The organism is Streptomyces sp. NPDC002018 (assembly GCF_042890865.1).
In the GTDB taxonomy this organism is placed as follows: Bacteria; Actinomycetota; Actinomycetes; order Streptomycetales; family Streptomycetaceae; genus Streptomyces.
In genome coordinates this window covers 57,598-76,119 of sequence record NZ_JBIASO010000015.1, presented here as the reverse complement: position 1 = coordinate 76,119, position 18,522 = coordinate 57,598, and the positions used below count along the sequence as shown (strand labels likewise).

Below are 18,522 nucleotides of genomic sequence, written 5' to 3'. Positions count from 1 at the left end.
GGGGGAGCGCCCCCAGGAGGGCCCGGCCAGCCCCGCGCCCCCGTCGGTGTCGCCGAGCACCCCCCTGCCCGCGCCCTCCCCGGTCACGCCGCAGCCCCGGCCTTCACCACCGGACCTCAGCGGGAAGGGCCGACCGGTCAGTCAGCCGTTCAGGCTCCCGCCCTTGACGGCACCGACGAACGCGGTCCAGTCGGCGGCCTGGAAGTGCAGGGTGGGGCCGGTGGGGTTCTTGGAGTCGCGGACGGGGATGTCGGCGTATCCGTCGGCTACTTCGAGGCACTCACCCTGCTCGCCCGAGCTGTAGCTGGACTTGCGCCACCCGATGAACTGCTCACTGGTGCTCATGCGTGGAGTCCTCCAGTTTGTGAGCCGCCCGGTGGGATCAGGCGGTCAGGTTTTTGGCTTTGAGTGATGCGATGAACGTGGTCCAGTCGGCGGGCTGGAAGTGCAGGGTGGGGCCGGTGGGGTTCTTGGAGTCGCGGACCGGGATGTTGGCGTATCCGTCGGCTACTTCGAGGCAGTTGTCGTTGTTGCCGGAGCTGTAGCTCGACTTGCGCCACCCGACGAACTGCTCACTGCTGCTCATGCGTGGAGTCCTCCAGTTTGTGGGCCCGTCCGGTGGGATCAGGTGGTCAGGTTTTTGGCTTTGAGTGATGCGATGAACGTGGTCCAGTCGGTGGGCTGGAAGTGCAGGGTGGGGCCGGTGGGGTTCTTGGAGTCGCGGACCGGGATGTTCGCGTATCCGTCCGCGACTTCGAGGCACTCACCCTGCTGTCCCGAGCTGTAGCTGGACTTACGCCATCGCATGACGCGCTCACTGCTGCTCATGCGTGGAGTCCTCCAGATTGTGAGCCGCCCGGTGGGATCAGGCGGTCAGGTTTTTGGCTTTGAGTGACGCGATGAACGCGGTCCAGTCGGTGGGCTGGAAGTGCAGGGTAGGGCCGGTGGGGTTTTTGGAGTCGCGGACGGGGATATCGGCGTATCCGTCGGCTACTTCGAGGCACTCATCTTGATTGCCGGAGCTGAAGCTGGACTTGCGCCACCCGACGAACTGCTCACTGGTGCTCATTCGCGGAGTCCTCCAGATTGTGAGCCGCCCGGTGGGATCAGGCGGTCAGGTTTTTGGCTTTGAGTGACGCGATGAACGCGGTCCAGTCGGCAGGCTGGAAGAGCAGGGTGGGGCCGGTGGGGTTCTTGGAGTCGCGGACCGGGATGTTCGCGTATCCGTCCGCGACTTCGAGGCACTCGCCCTGAGCGGCACCGCTGTAGCTTGACTTGCGCCACCCGACAAAGCGCTCACTGCAGCTCATCTTCGTATTCCTTCGCTATGGCCTTGATCAGGGCCAGTGACTCCTTGTGTGGCAATGCATCGCTAAGGGCCAGACTGTAGGCCACCTGACACTTGTTCACCTGGGCGGGATCGTCCTTCAAGTACCCCATGTGGTACCCCTCGACGTAAGCGACTGGTGCGGCGTCCTCGAAGCTCATCAGGTAGAGCATGCCCTCCATGAGAGCGTGCTCTCCCGCTCCGAACGGCAGGATATGCAGTCGCAGACGTCCGGCCTCAACCATGCCCGCGATCTTGCGAAGCTGCTCGGCCATGACGCGAGGGCCGCCGACCCTTCGCCGGAGACACGCCTCGTCCAACAGCGTCCACACTACGGGGGCTGACGGGCCCTCAAGGGCCTGGGCCCGTCCTGTGCGAACGACCACGAACTCGTCAAGATCTTCGGGTCGAGGGTTCGGGTCGTAGACACTGAACACCGCCCGTGCGTACGCCTCCGTCTGGAGCAGGCCGGGGATGAGCAGCGAGCCGAACTGCCTGATCTCCGTCGCCTGCTGCTCCAATTCGGCCGCCAGGACGAAGAAGTTGGCGTACCTGGAGTCGAGGTCCCCCAACCACCGCGCGAAGAATCCGTCCGTCCCCAGCGCAGCGTCGATGCGCTTCGCGTCGTCCGGGTTCGGCAGCCGACGACCCGCCTCGAAGTGGCTGATCAGCGTGGGCGAGCACACCACGATCTCGCTCAACATCTCCTGGGTCATGTCCGCTGCTATGCGACGCAGCTTCAGCTCCTCGCCGTACTTCTGCCGAGGGGTGCGCGGCTTGCTGACCTCCGCCATGCCATCAACTCCTTCATCTGAAGCGACCGTTGTCAACCCCCCACTACTGGCCAGCGTAGCGAAATACCCACCACGCTGTGAGTGAATCGTCACAGAGAGCGAAACAGGAAGGTGGAGGGGGCGTTGACATGCAGATGAACCGGCGGCGGGACGACAAGGCAACCGATCACGCCGTTGTGCTGCGGTGGAGCAGGCATCCGAGATGCGTCGCGCTCGCACGGCTGGAGTTGAGCAAGGCACTGGCCGGCTGGGGGCTCGCCGCGTTGGAGGACTCGGCCCTGCTCGTGCTGTCCGAACTGCTCACCAACGCCGGACGGCACGCCCAGGTGGTGCCGGAACAGACCATCGAGACGCACTACTTCCGCAGGCCGTCCGGGCTGCGGATCGAGGTTCACGACGCGTCCCCCGACCTCCCGTGCCGCCGTGCGCCCGAGCCGGACGCCTGCGACGGGCGTGGGCTGGTGCTGGTGAACGCGCTCGCGGACGAGTGGGGTGTCGCGGCACGCGGCGGCCCGGGAAAGATGGTGTGGGCGGCACTGTCGCTGCCCGCTCCGGTGGAGGAGGGCCGTGGGCATGGCTGACCGGCTCCTGGCCGACCGGCTGGTGGACGTGGGTGCGGAACGGCCTCCGGTGGGGGCGTATGCCCGGCCTGACGTGGTGCCGTACATCGCGCAGTGGTCGTCGGAACGATGCCCGCCCGTTCCCGTCCTGGCCAACGGCCGGGGCATCCATTACGCGGACGAGCTGCCGTACGACCGCGACCGGCGCGGAGTCCTGTGGAAGCGCATCGGACTGAGCCCGGGGAAGGGCCGGCCGGAGTTCGGGAACGTCCACTTCTTCCGGCAGCGACGGGCCATGCGGAAGCTGCTGTGCCAGGTCTGCGGCGGTCCGGCGGACCGTACCCCCGAGGGGACGCTGTGGCTGGTGGGCGAGGACGCGGACGACCAGGACGAGTGGGCGGCGGATCTCGTCACCGGGCATCCGCCGGTGTGCGTGCCGTGTGCGGTGACATCGGTACGGGCCTGTCCGCATCTGCGCAAACGCTATGTGGCGTTACGGGTCCGGACGTTCGTGCCGGGCGGGGTCCAGGGGGCGTTGTACCGCTTGCGGGGTTCCCTGCCCGTGGCGTACGCCGCCGGGGGCGTCCCGTACGACAGTGGGCTCATCCACTGGGTGCTGGCCGGGCAACTGCTCATGCGCTTGCGTGAGTTCACCCTTGTGGACCTGGCGGACGAGCACGCGGCGTACCTGCTCAGGACGGGTCCAGCAGGGCACGGGCCCGGTTCATCAGCTCCGGATCGGTGAGGCTGAAGCGGCCGAAGTGGAGCCGGTCGTGTCCGTACATGGATCCGCCCAGCTCGACCGTCCCGTCCGCTTCCAGGGTCCACGCGGCGTGGCGGAGTTCGAGGGTCCCCGGCTTGGGGACGGTGCGGGCGCTCCACCCCACGGAGATCAGCCAGCAGGCCTCGGCGAAACCCTCGGTGCCGGTCGACCCGTACATCAGGGCCGGCCGGTGCCGCGCGGCCACATCGAGGAGGCTCGGGTCCGGCACGCCGGGTACGGGTACGTACCCGACGACGGCGGTCGTGCCGTACGCGCCGGTGGTCGTATAGGCGAGCACGGCGTACCGGTCGGGCCACCGCTGGAGCAGACGGAGCACGGTCACCCTGCCCTCGCCGGCCACGATCCGTGCCACGCCCGTGCTCCCGTCACCCGTCACCCGGCCTCATGCGGTCGCACCGCCGTCGTCCCCGCACCCGGACGACGGACGGGAACCACCGCCGTCCCCGTCCTCGATATCGGTGTGGTCGGGGTTGCCCTGAAGGAGCGAAATGGGGGTCGGGGCCGGGCGGCCGTCGTACGGCAAGGCGCCCCGCACCGGCCGGCCGGTGCGGGGCGCCCACGGCAATCGGGGTGCCACTAGGGACGGTCTCACCAGCCGCACACCGCGGCGTTCCGGCTGGTGCGTACTCCGTCAGGAGCCTTTCGTCTCAGCGTGCGGAGGCGAGGGCCTTCCAGAAGGCATAGTGGTGGTCGGCCGCGAAGTCGGTGGGCCCGATGCGGTCGGACGCGAGCCGCTGCACGGAGGGGGCGCGGGTCGTGAACCGCTTCCACGTGGGCAGGTCATGCCCCGTCACCTGCCCGGTGGCCGCGAACCGGCTCCAGTAGGCGACCACCGTGTCCGACAGCCTGGCCTGCGCGGTGTCGAGTGGCTCGAACAGATCGTTGTCGAACAGGTAGGCCAGGTCGATCATGTGGCCGGTACCGAGCGAAAAGCTCTCCGGGCGCGGCACGCCCTTGAAGTACGGGGACGCGGCTTCAGCGAAGTCATAGGCGTGGACGGAGGTATGGCGGGCCAGCGCGCGCTGGGTGTCGAGTGCTCCGGTGGACCACTCCGAGTCGGTCAGCACGGCCGACAGGGCCGCCCCGGCTGCCGGGTAGTTCGCGACCGGGTACTCGGCCAGAACCGCGGGAGCGTCCTTCCCGAACTGCTCGGTGACCTTCTTGGCGTACCCCTCGGCGGTCAGCGGCGTCCCTGTCATGGTTTCGTCGAGTCCGGCCAGTCCGCTCATCTCGTCGTGGGTGGAGCCGTGCAGCACCGGTACCCGGGCGAACCGCCCGGCGGTGATCGCCTGTGACGGGGCCTCGGGCAGTACTTTGCCGTCCACCACGGGCCGGTAGCCGTTGTGTCCGGAGGCGGATGCCTTGATGAGTTCGGCGGTGGACCTGTGCCTCAGGCAGGCGTCGACCGTGGGCGTGTCGTCGCAGCCCGCGGCTCTGGCGACGGCGAGGCCGTTGGTCTCGGCCTGCGTGCGGGTGAACGAGCCGTCCGACCCGACGCAGCCCGCGCTCTGCACGATCGCCTTGGTGAAGAGCCCGCGGGCTCCGGGCGACACCAACTGGGCGCAGACGCTGTAGCCGCCGCCGGACTGCCCCATGATCGTGACATTGCGGGGGTCGCCGCCGAAGGCACTGGCGTTGCGGTTGACCCATTTCAGCGCGGCCTGCTGGTCGAGAAGACCGAGGTTGGCCGGTGCGCGCAGGCCGGGTGCGGTGAGGAAGCCGAACGCCCCCAGCCGGTAATTGATCGTCACGACCATCGCGCCCTGCCGCGCGGCGGCCAGCTTGGCCGCCCGATAGGTGGCGCCGTCACCGTAAGTGAAGCTGCCGCCGTGAATCCAGACGACGACCGGCAGCCGCCCCGTCGTCCGCCCGGCCGGAGCCGTGACATTCAGGTAGAGGCAGTCCTCACTGCCGCCGCCCTCGATCGAGATGGGCTGGTCGGTCGGCTGCGCGCAGGCGTTCTTCGGGGCCCGTGCGTCCAGCGGCGACGACCAGTGGGGCACCGGCTGCGGCTCCTTCCACCTGCGCTCTCCGGTCGGCGGGGCCGCGTAGGGGATGCCCTGGAACGTACGCACCGCACCGGCGGCCATGCCCCGCACCGGGCCCTCGGCGGTCATCACCCGAGTGGGGGCGACGGGGGTGCCGGGGTGTGCGGAAGCGGGGCCGGCCACCGTGGCGGCGAGCGTCGCGGAGACAGCGACCGCGGCAAGGGCGGTGACGCGGGACTTCCTGGTGCTCATCCGGGCTCCTGGGATCGGCGTGGTCTTCGATGCCGGGAACGGTAACCAGGAATTGGGCATACGCGCAAGACGCCTGCCTAAGACGTCTGCCCAATGCGTCTGTCTGAGGCGACTGTATGAGGCGCCCGTATGGGACGTTTGTCCAATGCGTTCGCCTCATGCGTTCGTCTGGTGCAAGCGTTCAGATCGTTGTTAGGCTCTGCCGCATGGGAAACCGGGAGAAGCTGCTGGAGGCCGCACGGCAATGCCTCTTCGTGAAGGGCTACGAGCGCACGACGGTCCGCGACCTCGCCTCCGCGGCGGGCGTCAGCATGGCGGCGATCGGCTATCACTTCGGCTCGAAGGAGGCGCTGCTCAATCAGGCGCTCTTCGAGGCGCTCAACTCGGGAGACCAGATCTTCGGACCGTCGGCGGGCGACACCGGCCTCGGCGCACTGTGGGGCCGGCTGATCGAGGCGTTCTCGGTCAACAAGACCTTCTGGATCGCCAATCTGGAGACGGTCCTGCGCGCGCAGCGCGATCCGGAACTGCGTGAGCAGATGGCAGCCGGGCTGCGGCAGGGACGCAGTGGCATGGCGCGAGAGGTGACCGGAACCGCCGAGACCGAGCTGCCCGAAGCGACGATCCGCGCCCTCGGCTCGGTGCAGCTCGCCCTCGTCAGCGGCCTGATGATGCAGCACCTCACCGACCCCGAGTCAGCGCCCAGCGCCGACGAGGTGCTGGAGGGTCTGCGGGCGCTGGCCACCTACCTGCCTGAGGAGGCGTGAGGCTCGGTTTCCGGACCGGGTGGAGGGGATCTCGGCGTTCGCGCCGGGGCGAGTGAACCTGTCCCTGTCCCTGCCCCTGTGCTGTGCGGCGCGCCGGACGCCGCCGCGCTGTGCGGCGGGCGGTGGGTGGGCGGGGCGGTCAGATGACCGGGGGGCGGCCCAGGGCTGTCATGCGGCCCACCGTGCGCCAGCGGATCGGGCGCCGGGTGCCGCACGCCGTCCGTACGCCCTCGAAGAAGCCGCCGAACCAGGCGCGCAGACCGCTCGCCGAGCGCGTACGGGCCACGGTGAGCAGGATCCACGTGCCGAGATAGAGGGGGACGAGCAGCGCGGGCAGATGGCGGCGGGCCAGCCAGACGCGGTTGCGCGCGGTCATCCGGTAGAACTCGGCGTGCCGTGCGGGGGAGGTGCGCGGGTGCTGGAGGACCAGCTCCGGTTCGTAACGGATGGTCCAGCCCGCGTCCAGCGCGCGCCACGCGAGGTCGGTCTCCTCGTGGGTGAAGAAGAACTCGTCCGGCCAGCCGCCGGTCTCGTCCAGCATCCGCATGGACAGCGCGTGACCGCCGCCCAGGAAGGTGGTCACTTCGCCGCCGCGCATCGGGTCGTCCACGCGCAGCCGGGGCACATGCCGGCGCGCGGTGAAGCCGGTCTCGTCCGCGATACGGAAGCTGACGATGCCGAGCTTCGGGTCCGCCTCGTACAGATCGGCGACGCGGGTGATCACATCGGCCTCGATCAGCAGGCCGTCGTCGTCCAGATCCACCAGGACGTCGATGTCCCCGGCCTCACGGAGCTTACGGAGAGCGACATTGCGCCCGCCGGAGACCCCGAGATTTCGCTCCAGTTCCACCCCGACGACCCCGTCGGGCAACTCGGGCAGCGGTGCGCCGTTGCCGACGACCACGATCCGCGCGGCGGCCTCACGCTGCTTGGCCACGGAGTCCAGCAGGGCACGCAGCTCGACGGGCCGGGTTCCCATGGTCAGCACGGCCACACCCACACGTGGTCGGGACATGCGCGGATCACCCCAGCTCTCGGTAACGGCGGAACTCGATGCTAACCGGCGGCATCCATCCGGCGGCCACTGCAAGGTATCCCGGCCGACGCCATTAGTTCATCTTTTGCTCCTGGCCGTCACACACTCCTGACATGGCGGTCGCTGTGCGTGGTGGTGCCGTTCCGGCAGGGTGATCGCGGGTGTGGTGGTCGCGGGTGTGGTGATCGCGCGTGATGCCGTGCCGGTCGCCGGTCGCCGGTCGCCGGGGGCCGTGCCCGGCGTCGGTGCCGGTGCCCGGCCGCGTCGCTGCCGCCCGGGGTCGGCCGCGCCCCGCCGCTCCCCCCGGTCTCGGCCCGCTGGGGGCAACTCCCCTGTCCCGTAAGCCCGTAGGGTCCCTTACGGCCCCCGTAGGACCCCCGTCACATCTTCGAGCCGCCATATCCCTTGATCAGTCCGCTGTGGGAGACTTCCCCGCATGGCGGTGGTGGTCGGTGGTGGTGGGTGAGCGAGCCGCGTTCCGCGCCTACCATCGGGCAACTCGTCCTCAGCAGACAGCTCCAGGCCCTCCGCGAGCGCGCGGGCCTCAGCCGTGACCAGGCCGCCAAACTGCTGCATGTGACCGCCGCGACCATACGGCGCATGGAGATGGCCGAGGTCGCGCTCAAGATCCCGTACGTCGAGATACTGCTGTCCGCGTACGGTCTCCCCGACGACGAGCGCGCCGCCTTCCTCCAAGTGACCGAGGAAGCCGTCAAACCCGGCTGGTGGCAGCGGTTCCACGATGTGCTGCCCGACTGGTTCGGCGGCTATGTGAGCCTTGAGGGAGCGGCCAAGACCATCCGGTGCTACGAGCCGCACTTCGTGCCCGGCCTGCTCCAGACCGAGGACTACGCGCGTACAGTGCTGTCCTTCGGCGAGATCGGCCCGTCGGACCCGGCACGGGTCGAGCGCCGGGTGGCACTGCGCATGGAACGGCAGAAGCTGCTCACGCGGACCGAGGCCCCGCCCGTCTTCTGGGTGGTCATGGACGAGACGGTCCTCCGCAGACCCGTCGGTTCGCCCGCGATCATGCGGGACCAGGTGGACCATCTGCTCGACATGGCCGAGCTGCCCAATGTGACGCTCCAGATAGCCGAGTTCGCGGCCGGCCACCACCCGGGCACGTACAGCCCGTTCGTCCTCTTCCGCTTCTCCATACCGGAGCTGCCGGACAGCGTCTATATCGAGTATCTGACCGGCGCGCTCTATCTCGACAACGCCGCCGAGGTCAATGAGCACATGGAGGCGATGGACCGGATGGTCGCCCACGCGGAGTCCGCCCGCCGGACCAAGGAGATACTCGCCGACTTCCGCAAGGAACTGTGACGCGCCGCGCCCCCCGCCCCCCGGTTCCCGGTTCCCGCGCCCTCGCGCCTCGCACACACCTCGTACGCACACAGGCTCAGAATCACCACGGAGTTGATGGAGTTCCGATGACGGCAGGCACCCCCAAACCCCAGGTCGACACCAGCAAGCCGCACCCGGCTCGGGTGTACGACTACCTCCTGGGCGGCAAGGACAACTACACGGTCGACCAGGAGATAGGGAAGAAGCTTCCCGACGCCTCGAAGCAGGACGCCCGGCTGAACCGCGCCTTCATGCACCGCGCCGCCGCCTGGGTGGCCCGCAGCGGTATCGACCAGTACCTCGACATCGGTACGGGCATCCCCACCGAGCCCAATCTGCATCAGATCGTCCAGGGCATCGCCCCGGCCTCCCGTGTCGTCTACACCGACAACGACCCCATCGTGCTGCGTCACGCGGAAGCCCTGCTGATCAGCACGCCCGAGGGGATCACCGACTACATCCAGGCGGATGTGCGCAAGCCGCAGGAGATCCTCGACCACGCCCGCGGTGTGCTGGACTTCAGCAGGCCGATCGCCCTGTCGCTGATCGCCCTGATGCACTTCGTCCCGGACGAGGACGACCCGTACGGGATCACCCGCACCCTGGTGGACTCGCTGCCGGCGGGCAGCCTGTTCCTGTTCTCGCACGGTACGGCCGACTTCCAGCCGCAGAAGCTGGTGGGGCATGTCAACGACACGTACGGGAAGGGCGGTATCTCGCTGCGGCTGCGCACCCGTGCCGAGGTCGAGCGGTTCTTCGACGGACTCGACCTGGTGGAACCGGGGCTGGTGACGGCGCCGCGGTGGTACAAGGACACCCCGGCGCCCGAGGACGCGCACAGCTCCTTCTACGTGGGTGTGGCCCGCGTCGGCTGAGGCGCGTAGGCGCCGCCCGGCCGGTGGCGAGCGCCGCCCGGCCGGTGGTCAGTGCGGGCGGCGCAGTCCCGCGACGAGCAGCGCGACCAGTTGACGCGCGTCGTAGCGGGGATCCTGGTCGGCGCCGATACAGAGGTTTCCGACGCCGCGCATCAGCCCGTACGCCTCCAGGTCGGAGCGGATCTCGCCGGCACCGGCCGCTGCGTCGAGCAGGTGGGCGCAGACGGGCACGAGGCGGTCGAGGAAGTAGGCGTGCAGCGTGTCGAAGCCGGCGTTGTCGGAGCGCAGCACGGCGGCGAGGCCGTGCTTGGTGACCAGGAAGTCGACGAAGAGGTCGATCCACCGCCCCAGCGCGGCGTGCGGGGTCGCGCTTGTCGCCAGCAGGTCCGGACCGGCCTCGGCGAGGGTCTCGACCTGGTGGCGGTAGACGGCGACGATGAGATCCGCCCGCGTCGGGAAGTGGCGGTAGATCGTGCCCATCCCGACACCGGCCTCGGCCGCGATGTCGCGTACCGGCGCCTCCACACCTGACGCGACGAAGACCGCGGCGGCGGCGTCGAGCAGGGTCTCCTCATTGCGACGGGCGTCCGCCCGCTTGGACCGGGCCGCGTGCCCCGTGCCGCCTGCGCTGTCGCCGGTGCTGTCGCCAGTGCTGTCCTTCACCGCCACCGCGGCCCCGCTTCCTCCGCCGTCGAGCCGGCCGTACGGAACGGTGTTCCGTGACGTCGGACGTTAACGGAACAAAGTTCCGTTTGCTCATGATGGCAGAGCGGGGGCCCGCCGACAAACGACGCCTGGTCACCGTCCCCATGTCATTGCCTGAGAACGCACGTTCTCCTATTCTCCTTGTCGAGGCCATGCCGATGGCCGCCGTGAGGAGAGTCGCCATGCTCACCAAACAGCAAGCAGCCGAAGCCGTCCGCGGTGCCAAAGCCGAGCTGGGCGTGACCTGGACGCAGCTCGCGGAGGCGGTCGGCCGGCCCGTGGCCTGGACGACCGCCGCACTGCTCGGCCAGCATCCGATGAGCGAGGAGCAGGCCGCCGCCGCCGCGTCGCTGCTCGACCTCGGCAAGGACGTCGTACGGGCGCTCCAGCTCCAGCCCACCCGGGGCGCGCTCGACTCCGTCGTACCGGTCGATCCGACCATCTACCGTCTCTACGAGGTGATCCAGGTCTACGGGCCGACCATCAAGGAGCTGATCCACGAGGAGTGCGGCGACGGCATCATGAGCGCCATCAACTTCCGGCTCGATGTGCGGCGGGTGCCCGACCCGGCCGGTGACCGGGTCGTCATCACGCTCGACGGGAAGTACCTGCCGTATCAGTGGTGACGCCCGTGACACCCGCGATGCCCGTGACACCGGCGCTCCCGGCGCCGGGCCCCGCGAGGGCGGGGCCGGGGCCCCCGGTCGTGAGACCTCCGACCCAGACGCTGGTGATCGCGCTGATGTACCGCGCCCCGCAGTGGTCCGAGGGCACCACGAGCTGACTTCCCGCCGACTCCAGGCTCCGTCCGTCCATGGCGGTGGCCAGCAGGATCGGCACGTTGCCGAAGTCGGCGTCCAGCTCCGCCCAGGAGAGCACCGTATGGTGCCCGTCCCCGCCGGAGACGGCGAGCAGAAAGCGTGAACGGTCCTTGCGCCGACGGGCGTCGAAGGCCGGCTTCGCCGCGTCGACCACCTCACGGAGCAGCGGACCCTCGAAGGTGTGGTGCCGTGGCCCGGCGGTGGCGCAGTGGAAGATCACATCGGCGTGGTGCTGCTCCCACCGGTCGCGCAGATCCGCGACGGTCAGGGAGAGGGGACGCTCGACCTCTCCCCGGAGCAGCAGGGAGACGGTGCGGGCTGGTGGGGCGCTGAGTCGGCTCATCGGATATCCCCCTCGGGAGGCGGCTGCCACACGCTGCCACCAGAGGTGATGCCCAGCCCTCGCGACACGGAACCACGGATACGAGCCAACTACGCTTCCTGGCCTCGCTGATGTGAGCCGAGTGGCGGGAGTCGGCTGGCAGAAGCGACCGCTGTCCTTTCTGCTGCCGTGCCGCTTGGCCCAGCTTCGCCCAGCTCCGTCCAGGCGCTGTCCGAACGGGTCCGAACGGGTCCGAGCGGTTCCGAACGGGACGGGGCCTACGCCCGTTCGCCCGGCCGGTCCACGTGCACGTGGGTCGACTTCACCCGGGCCGTGACGGTCGCTCCGACCTGGATGTCCAGTTCCTCGACGGCTTCCCGGGTCACCAGGGACACCAGCCGGTGCGGCCCGGACTGGATCTCCACCTGGGCGACCACATCGTCGAGCACCACCGCCGTGACGATCCCGGCGAACGCGTTGCGGACCGAGGTCTGCGCCTCACCGGGGACCGGATGGAGGCCCACCGCCCGCTCCTTGGCGAACGCGGCCAGGCCGACGCCGTCGATCACCCGGTTCCCCGAACCGTCCCGCTCCATGGACAGCTGACCGCTGTCGGCCCAGCGGCGGACGGTCTCCGGACTCACGCCGAGCAGCCCCGCTGCCTGGCCAATGCTGTACGACGGCATTCCGGCACTCTAAGGGCTGTGCCGTCGGGGCTTGTGCGACGGAAGAGCCCGGCCGGTGTCCCCCCGTCGGCCGGGCCCTTCCGCGCTTCCCCTCGCGGCTCCCTACTTCCCCCTCCGTTCCGCCTGAATCAGTGGCGCGGCGGCCGGACCGTCAGTCCGTGACCTCGATGCGACCGTTGGCCGTGCCACTGCCACTGCCACTGCCACTGCCACTGCCGGTGCCGGTGCCCGCGACCGCGGCCTTGGCCGCCCCGGCCGTGCCCGTCCTGCCCGCGGCGAGGCCCTTCAGCAGTTCCGCGAGGTCGACTCCCGTGGTGGAGCTGAGGAGTTCGACACCCTGGGCGACATTGTCGGCGACCGTACGGGCGAGCTGTCCGGCCCCGTCCGTGGAGATCACCGTCATCTTGTCCACCGCGCTGAGCGGCTCGGACGCCTTCGCGACGACCGAGGGCAGCACCTCCACCAGCATCTGGAGGACGGCCGCGTCGCCGTAGCGCGCGAACGCGTCGGCCTTCTTGTGCATGGCCTCCGCCTCCGCGGCACCCTTCGCGCTGATCGCCGCGGCCTCCGCCTCACCCTCGATCCGTACGGCGGCGGCGAGCGCGGCGCGGTGCGCCTTCTCGCCCTCACCGGTCAGACGCGAGCGCTCGGCGTCCGCCTCGGCCTGCTTGACCAGGGCGATACGGCGGGCCTCCGCTTCCTGTTCGGCCTGGTAGCGGGCCGCGTCGGCGGGCTTGCGTACCTTGGTGTCGAGTTCGCGGTCGGTCAGCGCGGCCTGGCGCTCGGCCACCTTCTCCTGCTCGGCGAGCACATCCTGCTCACGCGCCGCCTGGGCCAGCGGACCCGCCGCGGCGGCGCGCGCCGCCGCCTCGTCCGTCTCGGCCTTGATCTCGGCCTGCTTCAGGGAGAACGTCCGCTGCGCGATGGCGATCTCCTCCTCGGCCTTCAGCCGGGCCTGCTCGGCGGCCCGGCGTGCCACCGCCTCCGCGATGTCGGCCTCCTGCTTGGCGCGGGCGGCCTCGGGACGGCCGAGGTCCTCCAGATACGACCCCTCGGTGGTGATGTCCTGGATCTGGAACGCGTCGAGCACCAGACCCTGGCCGGAGAGGCTGGCCTCGGCCTCCTCCGCGACCTGTCCGGCGAAGGCCGCCCGGTCCCGGATGATGTCCTCCACCGACATCCGGCCGACGATGGAGCGCAGCGCGCCGGAGAGCACCTCCTGGGTGAAGCCGACGATGCCGCCCTGCTGCTGGAGGAACCGCTGCGCCGCGGCCCTGATGGAGTCCTCGGTGCCGCCGACCTTGACGATCGCGACGCCTTCGAGGTTGGCCTTCACCCCGCGCAGGGTGACGGCTCCGCGCACGGCGACCGGGATGTGCCGGCTGGACAGGTCGAGCGTGAACTTCTGCTGGACGAACGGGACGACGAACACACCGCCGCCCACCACGACCTTCTGGCCGCTGGTGTCCATGGACACCCGGCCGGTGGCCGGGTCGGTCGACTGCTTGCCGCGCCGGCCGGTGACGATGAACGCCTGGCTGGGCCCCGCGACCTTGTAGCGCGTGATGACGGCCAGTGCCAGCAGGGCGACGAGTACGACGACCCCCAGCACGGCGATGACGACTGGACTCATAGTGGCTTCTCTCCTGCCCCCCGAGGGACGGCAGCTCGAATCGGTGCGCGTGGAACACTCCACGCGCCGCGGTGGTGCGCGGGGGTGCCGACCGGTACGGGCCGGTACGGGCCGACGGCGTGAGCGCTGATCAGCACGGGCCGCCGCCGGTCGCCGCTGGTTCCCGCCGGTCGATGTGGACGGTCAGGGACGGCCCGTTCGCGGACGGCCCCGGACGGGTCCGTGGCCGGACGGAGCTGGGCGGGCGGGCAGAGTGGGACGGGCGGACGGGCGGACGGGCGGACGGGCCGCGCGGGTCAGCGCTGGACCGGGCGTACGGAGACGGAACTCGACGAGAGCGTCGCCTCCACCCAGATCTCGGCCCCGTACGCCACCGGCTGTTCGCTCTTCGCGGAGTACTTCACCGGCTGGCCCCCGAGCCGCAGCAGCACTTCGCCGTACCCCGACGCCGGAATCGCGGTGACGACCGTGCCCGCGGTGCCCACGAGATCGTCGCCCCGAGGTGTCGCCACGGTCTGATCGCGCATCAGCGCCTTGCTGAACCTCCAGGTCAGCCACCCGGCCCCGGCACCGGCCGCCGCCCCCGCGACGGCGGCCGGTCCCGTGCCGAGATCCGTGGTGCCCTGGACGATCGCCCCGCCGAAACCGAGCATCGAGACAAACCCGGCGATCACGGGCAGCGACAGCAGCCCGTCGAAGAGACCGTTGAGCACCCCGACCCCGTCGAAGAGCCCTTCCAGAATTCCGTCGAAGATCAATGAAAGGACGAGCAGCACGATCCCCGCGATGCCGAGACCGAGAAACATGGTCATCGGATCCCCCTCCCCCACTGCCCCGGATCCCCGCGGTCTCCCTCGGGCAGGGCCTCATGTTCCCATCTGTGGACGGCGGTGCGCATTGCCGGTTTCCGGCAGTCTTGACGCGTTCTTAATGCCGACTGTCGACTGCCGGACTGTCGACTGCCGGACCGTCGACCGGCCGCCGTCGGCTGCCGTCGGCTGCCGGACTGCCGGCTGTCGATCACCTGTACTGACGCGATCACCTGTACTCGTGCGATTACCTGTACTCACGCCGCTGGGCTCAGAATGGTTTCGTCGGCCAGTCCATCAACCGGGCGCCGATGACGGCCGTCTGCAAGGTGTACCGGTGCATGGGGTCGGCGGGATCGGCCCCGGTGAGCTGATGGATGCGGGCCAGACGGTACGTCAGGGCCCGTACGCTCAGTGACAGCCGCCGCGCGGCCTCCGCGGCCACACAGCCCGCGTCGAAATAGACGGAGAGCGTCTCCACGAGCGGCTGGGCGCCGCCCCGGGCGGACTCCAGGGGGCCGAGCGTGCCGAGGACCAGTTCGGTCATGGCCTGCCGGTCGCGGGTGAGCACCGGATAGACGAGCAGATCGGCGGCGCGCAGGACGGGCGCGTCCATGGCGAGCCGGGCGGCGAGGTCGAGGACGTTCAGGGCCTCTTCGTAGGACTGGACCACCCCGCCCACGCCGGGCTGCGGCCGGCCGACGGCGACCCGGCCGCCGTCCGTGGCCGCGAACGCCTGCTTGGCGAAGTAGGTGAGGACCTCGTCCTGGTCGCCCGGGGCGACGCACACCAGCCGCCCGGCCTTGGTGGTGAGCAGCACGCTGCGGTCGCCGAACCGGCCGATCAGGGCCTGTTCCACGGCGCGCGGCACGGCTTCCTCCTCGTCGTACGGGACGGCGCCCTCGGCGACGGCGACGGCGTGCGTGTAGGAGAGCCGCAGCCCGAACCGCTCGGCGCGTTCCGCCAGCCGGCCCAGGTCGCTGCGCCCGTACAGCAGGTCGTCGACGAACTCCCGGCGCGCGGTGGCCTCCTGGCGTACGGCGAGCCGCTGGGCCCGTTCGTATCCCTCGGCGAACGCGTCGACGGCCTGCTCGACGGCGGCGAGGACACTGTCGACCGGCCCCCGGCCCGAGGCGCTGGAGGAGGTGGTGCCGGGGGAGGCGGTGCCGGAGGCGGTATGGCCCGACGCGGTATGGCCCGAGGCGGCGGGGCCCGAGGCGCCGGGGCCCGAGGCGGTGGCCGGCCAGTGCGCGCGGGCCTGGGCGAGATGGGCCCCGACCAGGGCGCGCAGCCCGAATCCGGCTTCGGCGGCCTGCCGTCCCAGCTCCCGGCGGGCCAGCAACTCGTCCCGGGTGAGCCGGCGCCCCGTCGAGGCGGCGGCCGCGAGGATCTGCGCGTACCCCGTCAGATACTCCTCGGGTACCGCCTGTGCCGTCATGTCCGCCCCGCCCCCGCCCTCGCCGTCCGCCCGCGTCCGCCCCCGGACCCCCGGTGAGACCGGGCCCCACGCCTTTCTAGCCCATGGCCCCGGGGTGCTCCAGCCCTGATTTCTGTCGCTCGCTGTCGGTTGCTGTCGCTCGCTCCTGCTGTCGCGGTCGCTGCCGCTGTCGGTTCAGCGGGCGCGGTGGGGGCCGAGGTCCTGGAGGACCGTGCCGAGTTCGTCGCGGGTGAGGGCCGGTGCGGGGAGTCCGCCGGACGGTCGCGCGCGCAGGCCGTCGAGGCAGAGGCCGAGATAGCGGCGCCAGGCGTCGGGGGCCGCGGCCGCGAGGGCGGGTACGGTGCGGCCCAGCGCGGCCAGTACGAAGAGCACGTCCTCGGTGGTGACGTCGTCGCGCATCGTGCCCTGCCGCTGGGCGCGTTCCACCAGGAGCCGGACGGTCTCCCGGTTCTGCTCGTGGAGGGCCTCCAGCGAGGGGACGCCCGGGATCCCGGTGGTCATGAGGTCGTTGGCCCCGCGATCGGCGGCCAGGCCCGCGAAGACGGAGACGAAGTACGTGGTGAGGCCCGCCCACGCGTCCTCGCACTCCCGTGCCTTCTCACCGGCGCGCGCCGTTTCGGCGAGGGGCTCGTGGAAGACGGCCTCGACGAGCGCTCCCCGGTCGGGGAAGTGCCGGTACAGCGTGGCGTTGCCGACACCGGCCCTGCGGGCGATCTCGTCCAGGGACGCGTCCAGCCCCTGCTCGGCGAAGACGTCCCGGGCGGCCTCGGTCAGCAGCGCTCGGTTGCGCCGGGCGTCGCGCCGCAGGGGCGCGGTCTTCCGCTCGCCCGTGTCCACCGGCCCGCTGTCTCCCACTGTCCACTGCCTCCCGGCGATCGGTCCCGACCGGTCCCGACCGGTCCTCCGGTCCCGACCGTCCTCCGGTCCCGTCCGGTCCGGTCCCGTCCGGCTCCGTCGGGCCCCGTCCGGGAAACCGCGCTGTCCGTCCGGCCTGGTCCGGTCGGCCGATGGTACCTCCGGGCGGTCGGCCGGGAGCCCCGCCCGGCCTGGCCGCGTACCCGGCCGGGCAGGGAGTGGGCCCATAACCGTGGAGTGGTCCCCGTTTCTTGGTAGGCTCGGCCCGGAATGGAAACGGGGAGTGTTCCCCGGATAGTGAGGAGCCCACGTTGCGCGCCGACCCCCTCGTCGAACTGACCTCCGCCGCCCCCGACTTCTTCGCCGACCCCTACCCCGCCTACCGGGCGCTCCGGGCCGAGGCCCCCGTCCGCCGGGTGCGCATGCCCGCCGGTGAGGCGGTCTGGATGGTCCTCGGACACGACGCGGTCCGCGCCGCGCTCGCGGACCCCCGGCTGCGCAACGACGTGCGGCACTCGGCCGCGTACGAGAGCGACGGCGGCTACGCGATCGGCCGCAACATGCTCCAGGTCGACCCGCCCGACCACACCCGGCTGCGGGCCCTCGTCTCCCGCCAGTTCACCGCCCGCCGTATCGCGGAGCTGCGCCCGCGTATCCAGGAGATCTCGGCCGGACTCCTCGACGCCATGGCCCCCGCCGGGCACGCCGATCTCGTCGGCGCGTACGCCTTTCCGCTGCCGATCACCGTCATCTGTGAACTGCTCGGGGTGCCGGCCGGGGACCGGGAGGCGTTCCACGACTGGTCCGGCAAGGTCGTCGCGTTCGACGACGCGGAGGCCGCGGCGGGCGCCGCCGCCGCGATGACCGCCTACTTCACCGGCCTCATCGAGGAGAAGCGGAAGCTCGGGGCCGGGGAGGAGGACGCCGGTCTCCTGCACGCACTCGTCCGTACCCACGACGAGGACGGTGACCATCTCGACCCCGAGGAACTCCTCGGCATGGCCTTCCTGTTGCTCGTCGCGGGCCATGAGACGACCGTCAACCTCATCTCCGGCGCCGTCGGTCTTCTGCTGAGGCACCCGGACCAGCTCGCCGCCCTGCGCGCGGACCCGGGACTGCTGGAGGGCGCGATCGAGGAGACGCTCCGCTACGAACCGCCCGTACAGATCGCCGCCTACCGTTACACCGCCGAGGCCATGACCCTGGCGGGCACCCCGATACCGAAGGGCGAACGCGTGGTCATCTCCCTCGCCGCGGCCAACCGCGATCCGAGCGCTTCCCCGACCCCGACCGGTTCGACATCCGGCGCGACCCGGCCGTGAACCGCGCCCAACTGGCCTTCAGTCACGGCCTCCACCACTGCCTCGGCGCCCCGCTGGTCAGGCTGGAGGCGGCGGTGGCGCTGCCCGCGCTCCTGGACCGCTTCCCGGACCTGGCCCTCGACGACCCCGCCGCCGCCCCCGAGTGGCGGCCGAGCCTGCTGCGCGGTCTGCGCGGACTCCCGGTGCGCTGGTAACGCGCGT

Annotated in this window: 22 protein-coding genes and 1 pseudogene; 7 read left to right on the top strand and 16 right to left on the bottom strand. The window is 70.7% G+C overall.

Going from position 1 to position 18,522, the window contains the following annotated elements:
- Positions 1-141 precede the first annotated feature (141 nt).
- The 6 genes from ACFYYH_RS24175 to ACFYYH_RS24150 are packed head-to-tail and all read right to left on the bottom strand — an operon-like array spanning position 142 to position 2,121.
- The gene (locus tag ACFYYH_RS24175; RefSeq protein WP_388554662.1) at positions 142-345 is read right to left on the bottom strand and encodes a DUF397 domain-containing protein; all 204 of its coding nucleotides are present in this window, start codon (positions 343-345) and stop codon (positions 142-144) included.
- Positions 346-382: 37 nt separating this feature from the next.
- A complete protein-coding gene (locus ACFYYH_RS24170) occupies positions 383-586 on the bottom strand; it encodes a DUF397 domain-containing protein (RefSeq protein ID WP_388554660.1) in 204 nt (67 codons plus the stop codon).
- Between the two features lie 38 nt (positions 587-624).
- A complete protein-coding gene (locus ACFYYH_RS24165; protein WP_388554658.1) occupies positions 625-828 on the bottom strand; it encodes a DUF397 domain-containing protein in 204 nt (67 codons plus the stop codon).
- Between the two features lie 37 nt (positions 829-865).
- On the bottom strand, positions 866-1,069 hold the full coding sequence (locus ACFYYH_RS24160; RefSeq protein ID WP_388554656.1) for a DUF397 domain-containing protein: 204 nt from the start codon (positions 1,067-1,069) through the stop codon (positions 866-868).
- Between the two features lie 37 nt (positions 1,070-1,106).
- Positions 1,107-1,310, bottom strand: a complete 204-nt coding sequence (locus ACFYYH_RS24155) for a DUF397 domain-containing protein (RefSeq protein WP_388554654.1) — start codon at positions 1,308-1,310, stop codon at positions 1,107-1,109.
- Positions 1,297-2,121, bottom strand: a complete 825-nt coding sequence (locus ACFYYH_RS24150; RefSeq protein ID WP_388554651.1) for a helix-turn-helix domain-containing protein — start codon at positions 2,119-2,121, stop codon at positions 1,297-1,299. Before ACFYYH_RS24150 ends, ACFYYH_RS24155 begins: the two co-directional genes overlap by 14 nt.
- A gap of 128 nt (positions 2,122-2,249) precedes the next feature.
- On the opposite strand from ACFYYH_RS24150, the gene ACFYYH_RS24145 reads away from it, so the two are divergent.
- Positions 2,250-2,702 carry an ATP-binding protein gene (locus ACFYYH_RS24145; RefSeq protein ID WP_388554648.1) on the top strand — a complete coding sequence of 151 codons (453 nt, stop codon included), beginning with the start codon at positions 2,250-2,252 and terminating at the stop codon, positions 2,700-2,702.
- Positions 2,695-3,426 (top strand): hypothetical protein, encoded by a 732-nt coding sequence (locus tag ACFYYH_RS24140; RefSeq protein ID WP_388554646.1) that lies wholly within the window; start codon positions 2,695-2,697, stop codon positions 3,424-3,426. The genes ACFYYH_RS24145 and ACFYYH_RS24140 overlap by 8 nt, the downstream gene beginning before the upstream one ends.
- Here the strand turns inward: ACFYYH_RS24140 and ACFYYH_RS24135 are convergent.
- The gene (locus ACFYYH_RS24135; protein WP_388554644.1) at positions 3,374-3,817 is read right to left on the bottom strand and encodes a hypothetical protein; all 444 of its coding nucleotides are present in this window, start codon (positions 3,815-3,817) and stop codon (positions 3,374-3,376) included. The genes ACFYYH_RS24140 and ACFYYH_RS24135 overlap by 53 nt on opposite strands.
- 295 nt (positions 3,818-4,112) lie before the next feature.
- Positions 4,113-5,705 carry a carboxylesterase/lipase family protein gene (locus ACFYYH_RS24130; protein WP_388554642.1) on the bottom strand — a complete coding sequence of 531 codons (1,593 nt, stop codon included), beginning with the start codon at positions 5,703-5,705 and terminating at the stop codon, positions 4,113-4,115.
- 206 nt (positions 5,706-5,911) lie between these two features.
- Between ACFYYH_RS24130 and ACFYYH_RS24125 the strand changes: the two genes are divergently transcribed.
- The gene (locus ACFYYH_RS24125) at positions 5,912-6,472 is read left to right on the top strand and encodes a TetR/AcrR family transcriptional regulator (RefSeq protein WP_388554640.1); all 561 of its coding nucleotides are present in this window, start codon (positions 5,912-5,914) and stop codon (positions 6,470-6,472) included.
- 139 nt (positions 6,473-6,611) lie between these two features.
- Here the strand turns inward: ACFYYH_RS24125 and ACFYYH_RS24120 are convergent, their stop codons facing one another.
- Positions 6,612-7,487 carry a glycosyltransferase family 2 protein gene (locus ACFYYH_RS24120; RefSeq protein ID WP_388554638.1) on the bottom strand — a complete coding sequence of 292 codons (876 nt, stop codon included), beginning with the start codon at positions 7,485-7,487 and terminating at the stop codon, positions 6,612-6,614.
- Between the two features lie 483 nt (positions 7,488-7,970).
- Between ACFYYH_RS24120 and ACFYYH_RS24115 the strand changes: the two genes are divergently transcribed.
- Both ACFYYH_RS24115 and ACFYYH_RS24110 read left to right on the top strand, forming a co-directional pair.
- Complete coding sequence (locus ACFYYH_RS24115; protein WP_388554636.1) at positions 7,971-8,834, top strand: helix-turn-helix domain-containing protein; 864 nt, start codon at positions 7,971-7,973, stop codon at positions 8,832-8,834.
- Between the two features lie 107 nt (positions 8,835-8,941).
- Entirely contained in the window at positions 8,942-9,730 is a 789-nt protein-coding gene (locus ACFYYH_RS24110) for an SAM-dependent methyltransferase (RefSeq protein WP_388554634.1), read from the top strand.
- 48 nt (positions 9,731-9,778) lie between these two features.
- Here ACFYYH_RS24110 and ACFYYH_RS24105 read toward each other — a convergent pair whose 3' ends face one another.
- On the bottom strand, positions 9,779-10,393 hold the full coding sequence (locus ACFYYH_RS24105) for a TetR/AcrR family transcriptional regulator (RefSeq protein ID WP_388554874.1): 615 nt from the start codon (positions 10,391-10,393) through the stop codon (positions 9,779-9,781).
- 224 nt (positions 10,394-10,617) lie between these two features.
- Here ACFYYH_RS24105 and cynS point away from each other — a divergent pair, with 224 nt between their 5' ends.
- The gene (gene cynS / locus ACFYYH_RS24100) at positions 10,618-11,061 is read left to right on the top strand and encodes a cyanase (RefSeq protein WP_388554631.1); all 444 of its coding nucleotides are present in this window, start codon (positions 10,618-10,620) and stop codon (positions 11,059-11,061) included.
- Here cynS and ACFYYH_RS24095 read toward each other — a convergent pair.
- The 6 genes from ACFYYH_RS24095 to ACFYYH_RS24070 all read right to left on the bottom strand — a co-directional run bounded on the left by ACFYYH_RS24095 (position 11,024) and on the right by ACFYYH_RS24070 (position 16,981).
- Entirely contained in the window at positions 11,024-11,599 is a 576-nt protein-coding gene (locus tag ACFYYH_RS24095; protein ID WP_388554628.1) for a molybdopterin-dependent oxidoreductase, read from the bottom strand. The genes cynS and ACFYYH_RS24095 overlap by 38 nt on opposite strands.
- A gap of 257 nt (positions 11,600-11,856) precedes the next feature.
- Positions 11,857-12,264 (bottom strand): molybdopterin-binding protein, encoded by a 408-nt coding sequence (locus ACFYYH_RS24090; RefSeq protein ID WP_388554625.1) that lies wholly within the window; start codon positions 12,262-12,264, stop codon positions 11,857-11,859.
- Positions 12,265-12,415: 151 nt separating this feature from the next.
- Positions 12,416-13,897, bottom strand: coding sequence for a flotillin family protein (locus ACFYYH_RS24085; protein WP_388554622.1), 1,482 nt, complete (start codon positions 13,895-13,897; stop codon positions 12,416-12,418).
- A 296-nt stretch (positions 13,898-14,193) separates the two neighbouring features.
- Positions 14,194-14,709 carry a hypothetical protein gene (locus tag ACFYYH_RS24080; RefSeq protein WP_388554619.1) on the bottom strand — a complete coding sequence of 172 codons (516 nt, stop codon included), beginning with the start codon at positions 14,707-14,709 and terminating at the stop codon, positions 14,194-14,196.
- Positions 14,710-14,977: 268 nt separating this feature from the next.
- A complete protein-coding gene (locus ACFYYH_RS24075) occupies positions 14,978-16,144 on the bottom strand; it encodes a PucR family transcriptional regulator (protein ID WP_388554617.1) in 1,167 nt (388 codons plus the stop codon).
- 174 nt (positions 16,145-16,318) lie between these two features.
- Positions 16,319-16,981: a TetR/AcrR family transcriptional regulator gene (locus tag ACFYYH_RS24070; protein ID WP_388554871.1), complete on the bottom strand. Its 663-nt coding sequence runs from the start codon at positions 16,979-16,981 to the stop codon at positions 16,319-16,321.
- A gap of 329 nt (positions 16,982-17,310) precedes the next feature.
- On the opposite strand from ACFYYH_RS24070, the pseudogene ACFYYH_RS24065 reads away from it, so the two are divergent.
- A pseudogene (locus tag ACFYYH_RS24065) lies at positions 17,311-18,515 on the top strand (cytochrome P450).
- Positions 18,516-18,522 lie beyond the last annotated feature (7 nt).

Coding starts and splice junctions, on each gene's coding strand:
- ACFYYH_RS24150 (WP_388554651.1), bottom strand. CDS start 2,121: ATGGCGGAGGTCAGCAAGCCGCGCACCCCTCGGCAGAAGTACGGCGAG.
- ACFYYH_RS24085 (WP_388554622.1), bottom strand. CDS start 13,897: ATGAGTCCAGTCGTCATCGCCGTGCTGGGGGTCGTCGTACTCGTCGCC.
- ACFYYH_RS24145 (WP_388554648.1), top strand. CDS start 2,250: ATGCAGATGAACCGGCGGCGGGACGACAAGGCAACCGATCACGCCGTT.
- ACFYYH_RS24090 (WP_388554625.1), bottom strand. CDS start 12,264: ATGCCGTCGTACAGCATTGGCCAGGCAGCGGGGCTGCTCGGCGTGAGT.
- ACFYYH_RS24095 (WP_388554628.1), bottom strand. CDS start 11,599: ATGAGCCGACTCAGCGCCCCACCAGCCCGCACCGTCTCCCTGCTGCTC.
- ACFYYH_RS24165 (WP_388554658.1), bottom strand. CDS start 828: ATGAGCAGCAGTGAGCGCGTCATGCGATGGCGTAAGTCCAGCTACAGC.
- ACFYYH_RS24080 (WP_388554619.1), bottom strand. CDS start 14,709: ATGACCATGTTTCTCGGTCTCGGCATCGCGGGGATCGTGCTGCTCGTC.
- ACFYYH_RS24160 (WP_388554656.1), bottom strand. CDS start 1,069: ATGAGCACCAGTGAGCAGTTCGTCGGGTGGCGCAAGTCCAGCTTCAGC.
- ACFYYH_RS24125 (WP_388554640.1), top strand. CDS start 5,912: ATGGGAAACCGGGAGAAGCTGCTGGAGGCCGCACGGCAATGCCTCTTC.
- cynS (WP_388554631.1), top strand. CDS start 10,618: ATGCTCACCAAACAGCAAGCAGCCGAAGCCGTCCGCGGTGCCAAAGCC.
- ACFYYH_RS24175 (WP_388554662.1), bottom strand. CDS start 345: ATGAGCACCAGTGAGCAGTTCATCGGGTGGCGCAAGTCCAGCTACAGC.
- ACFYYH_RS24110 (WP_388554634.1), top strand. CDS start 8,942: ATGACGGCAGGCACCCCCAAACCCCAGGTCGACACCAGCAAGCCGCAC.
- ACFYYH_RS24155 (WP_388554654.1), bottom strand. CDS start 1,310: ATGAGCTGCAGTGAGCGCTTTGTCGGGTGGCGCAAGTCAAGCTACAGC.
- ACFYYH_RS24120 (WP_388554638.1), bottom strand. CDS start 7,487: ATGTCCCGACCACGTGTGGGTGTGGCCGTGCTGACCATGGGAACCCGG.
- ACFYYH_RS24140 (WP_388554646.1), top strand. CDS start 2,695: ATGGCTGACCGGCTCCTGGCCGACCGGCTGGTGGACGTGGGTGCGGAA.
- ACFYYH_RS24130 (WP_388554642.1), bottom strand. CDS start 5,705: ATGAGCACCAGGAAGTCCCGCGTCACCGCCCTTGCCGCGGTCGCTGTC.
- ACFYYH_RS24075 (WP_388554617.1), bottom strand. CDS start 16,144: ATGACGGCACAGGCGGTACCCGAGGAGTATCTGACGGGGTACGCGCAG.
- ACFYYH_RS24170 (WP_388554660.1), bottom strand. CDS start 586: ATGAGCAGCAGTGAGCAGTTCGTCGGGTGGCGCAAGTCGAGCTACAGC.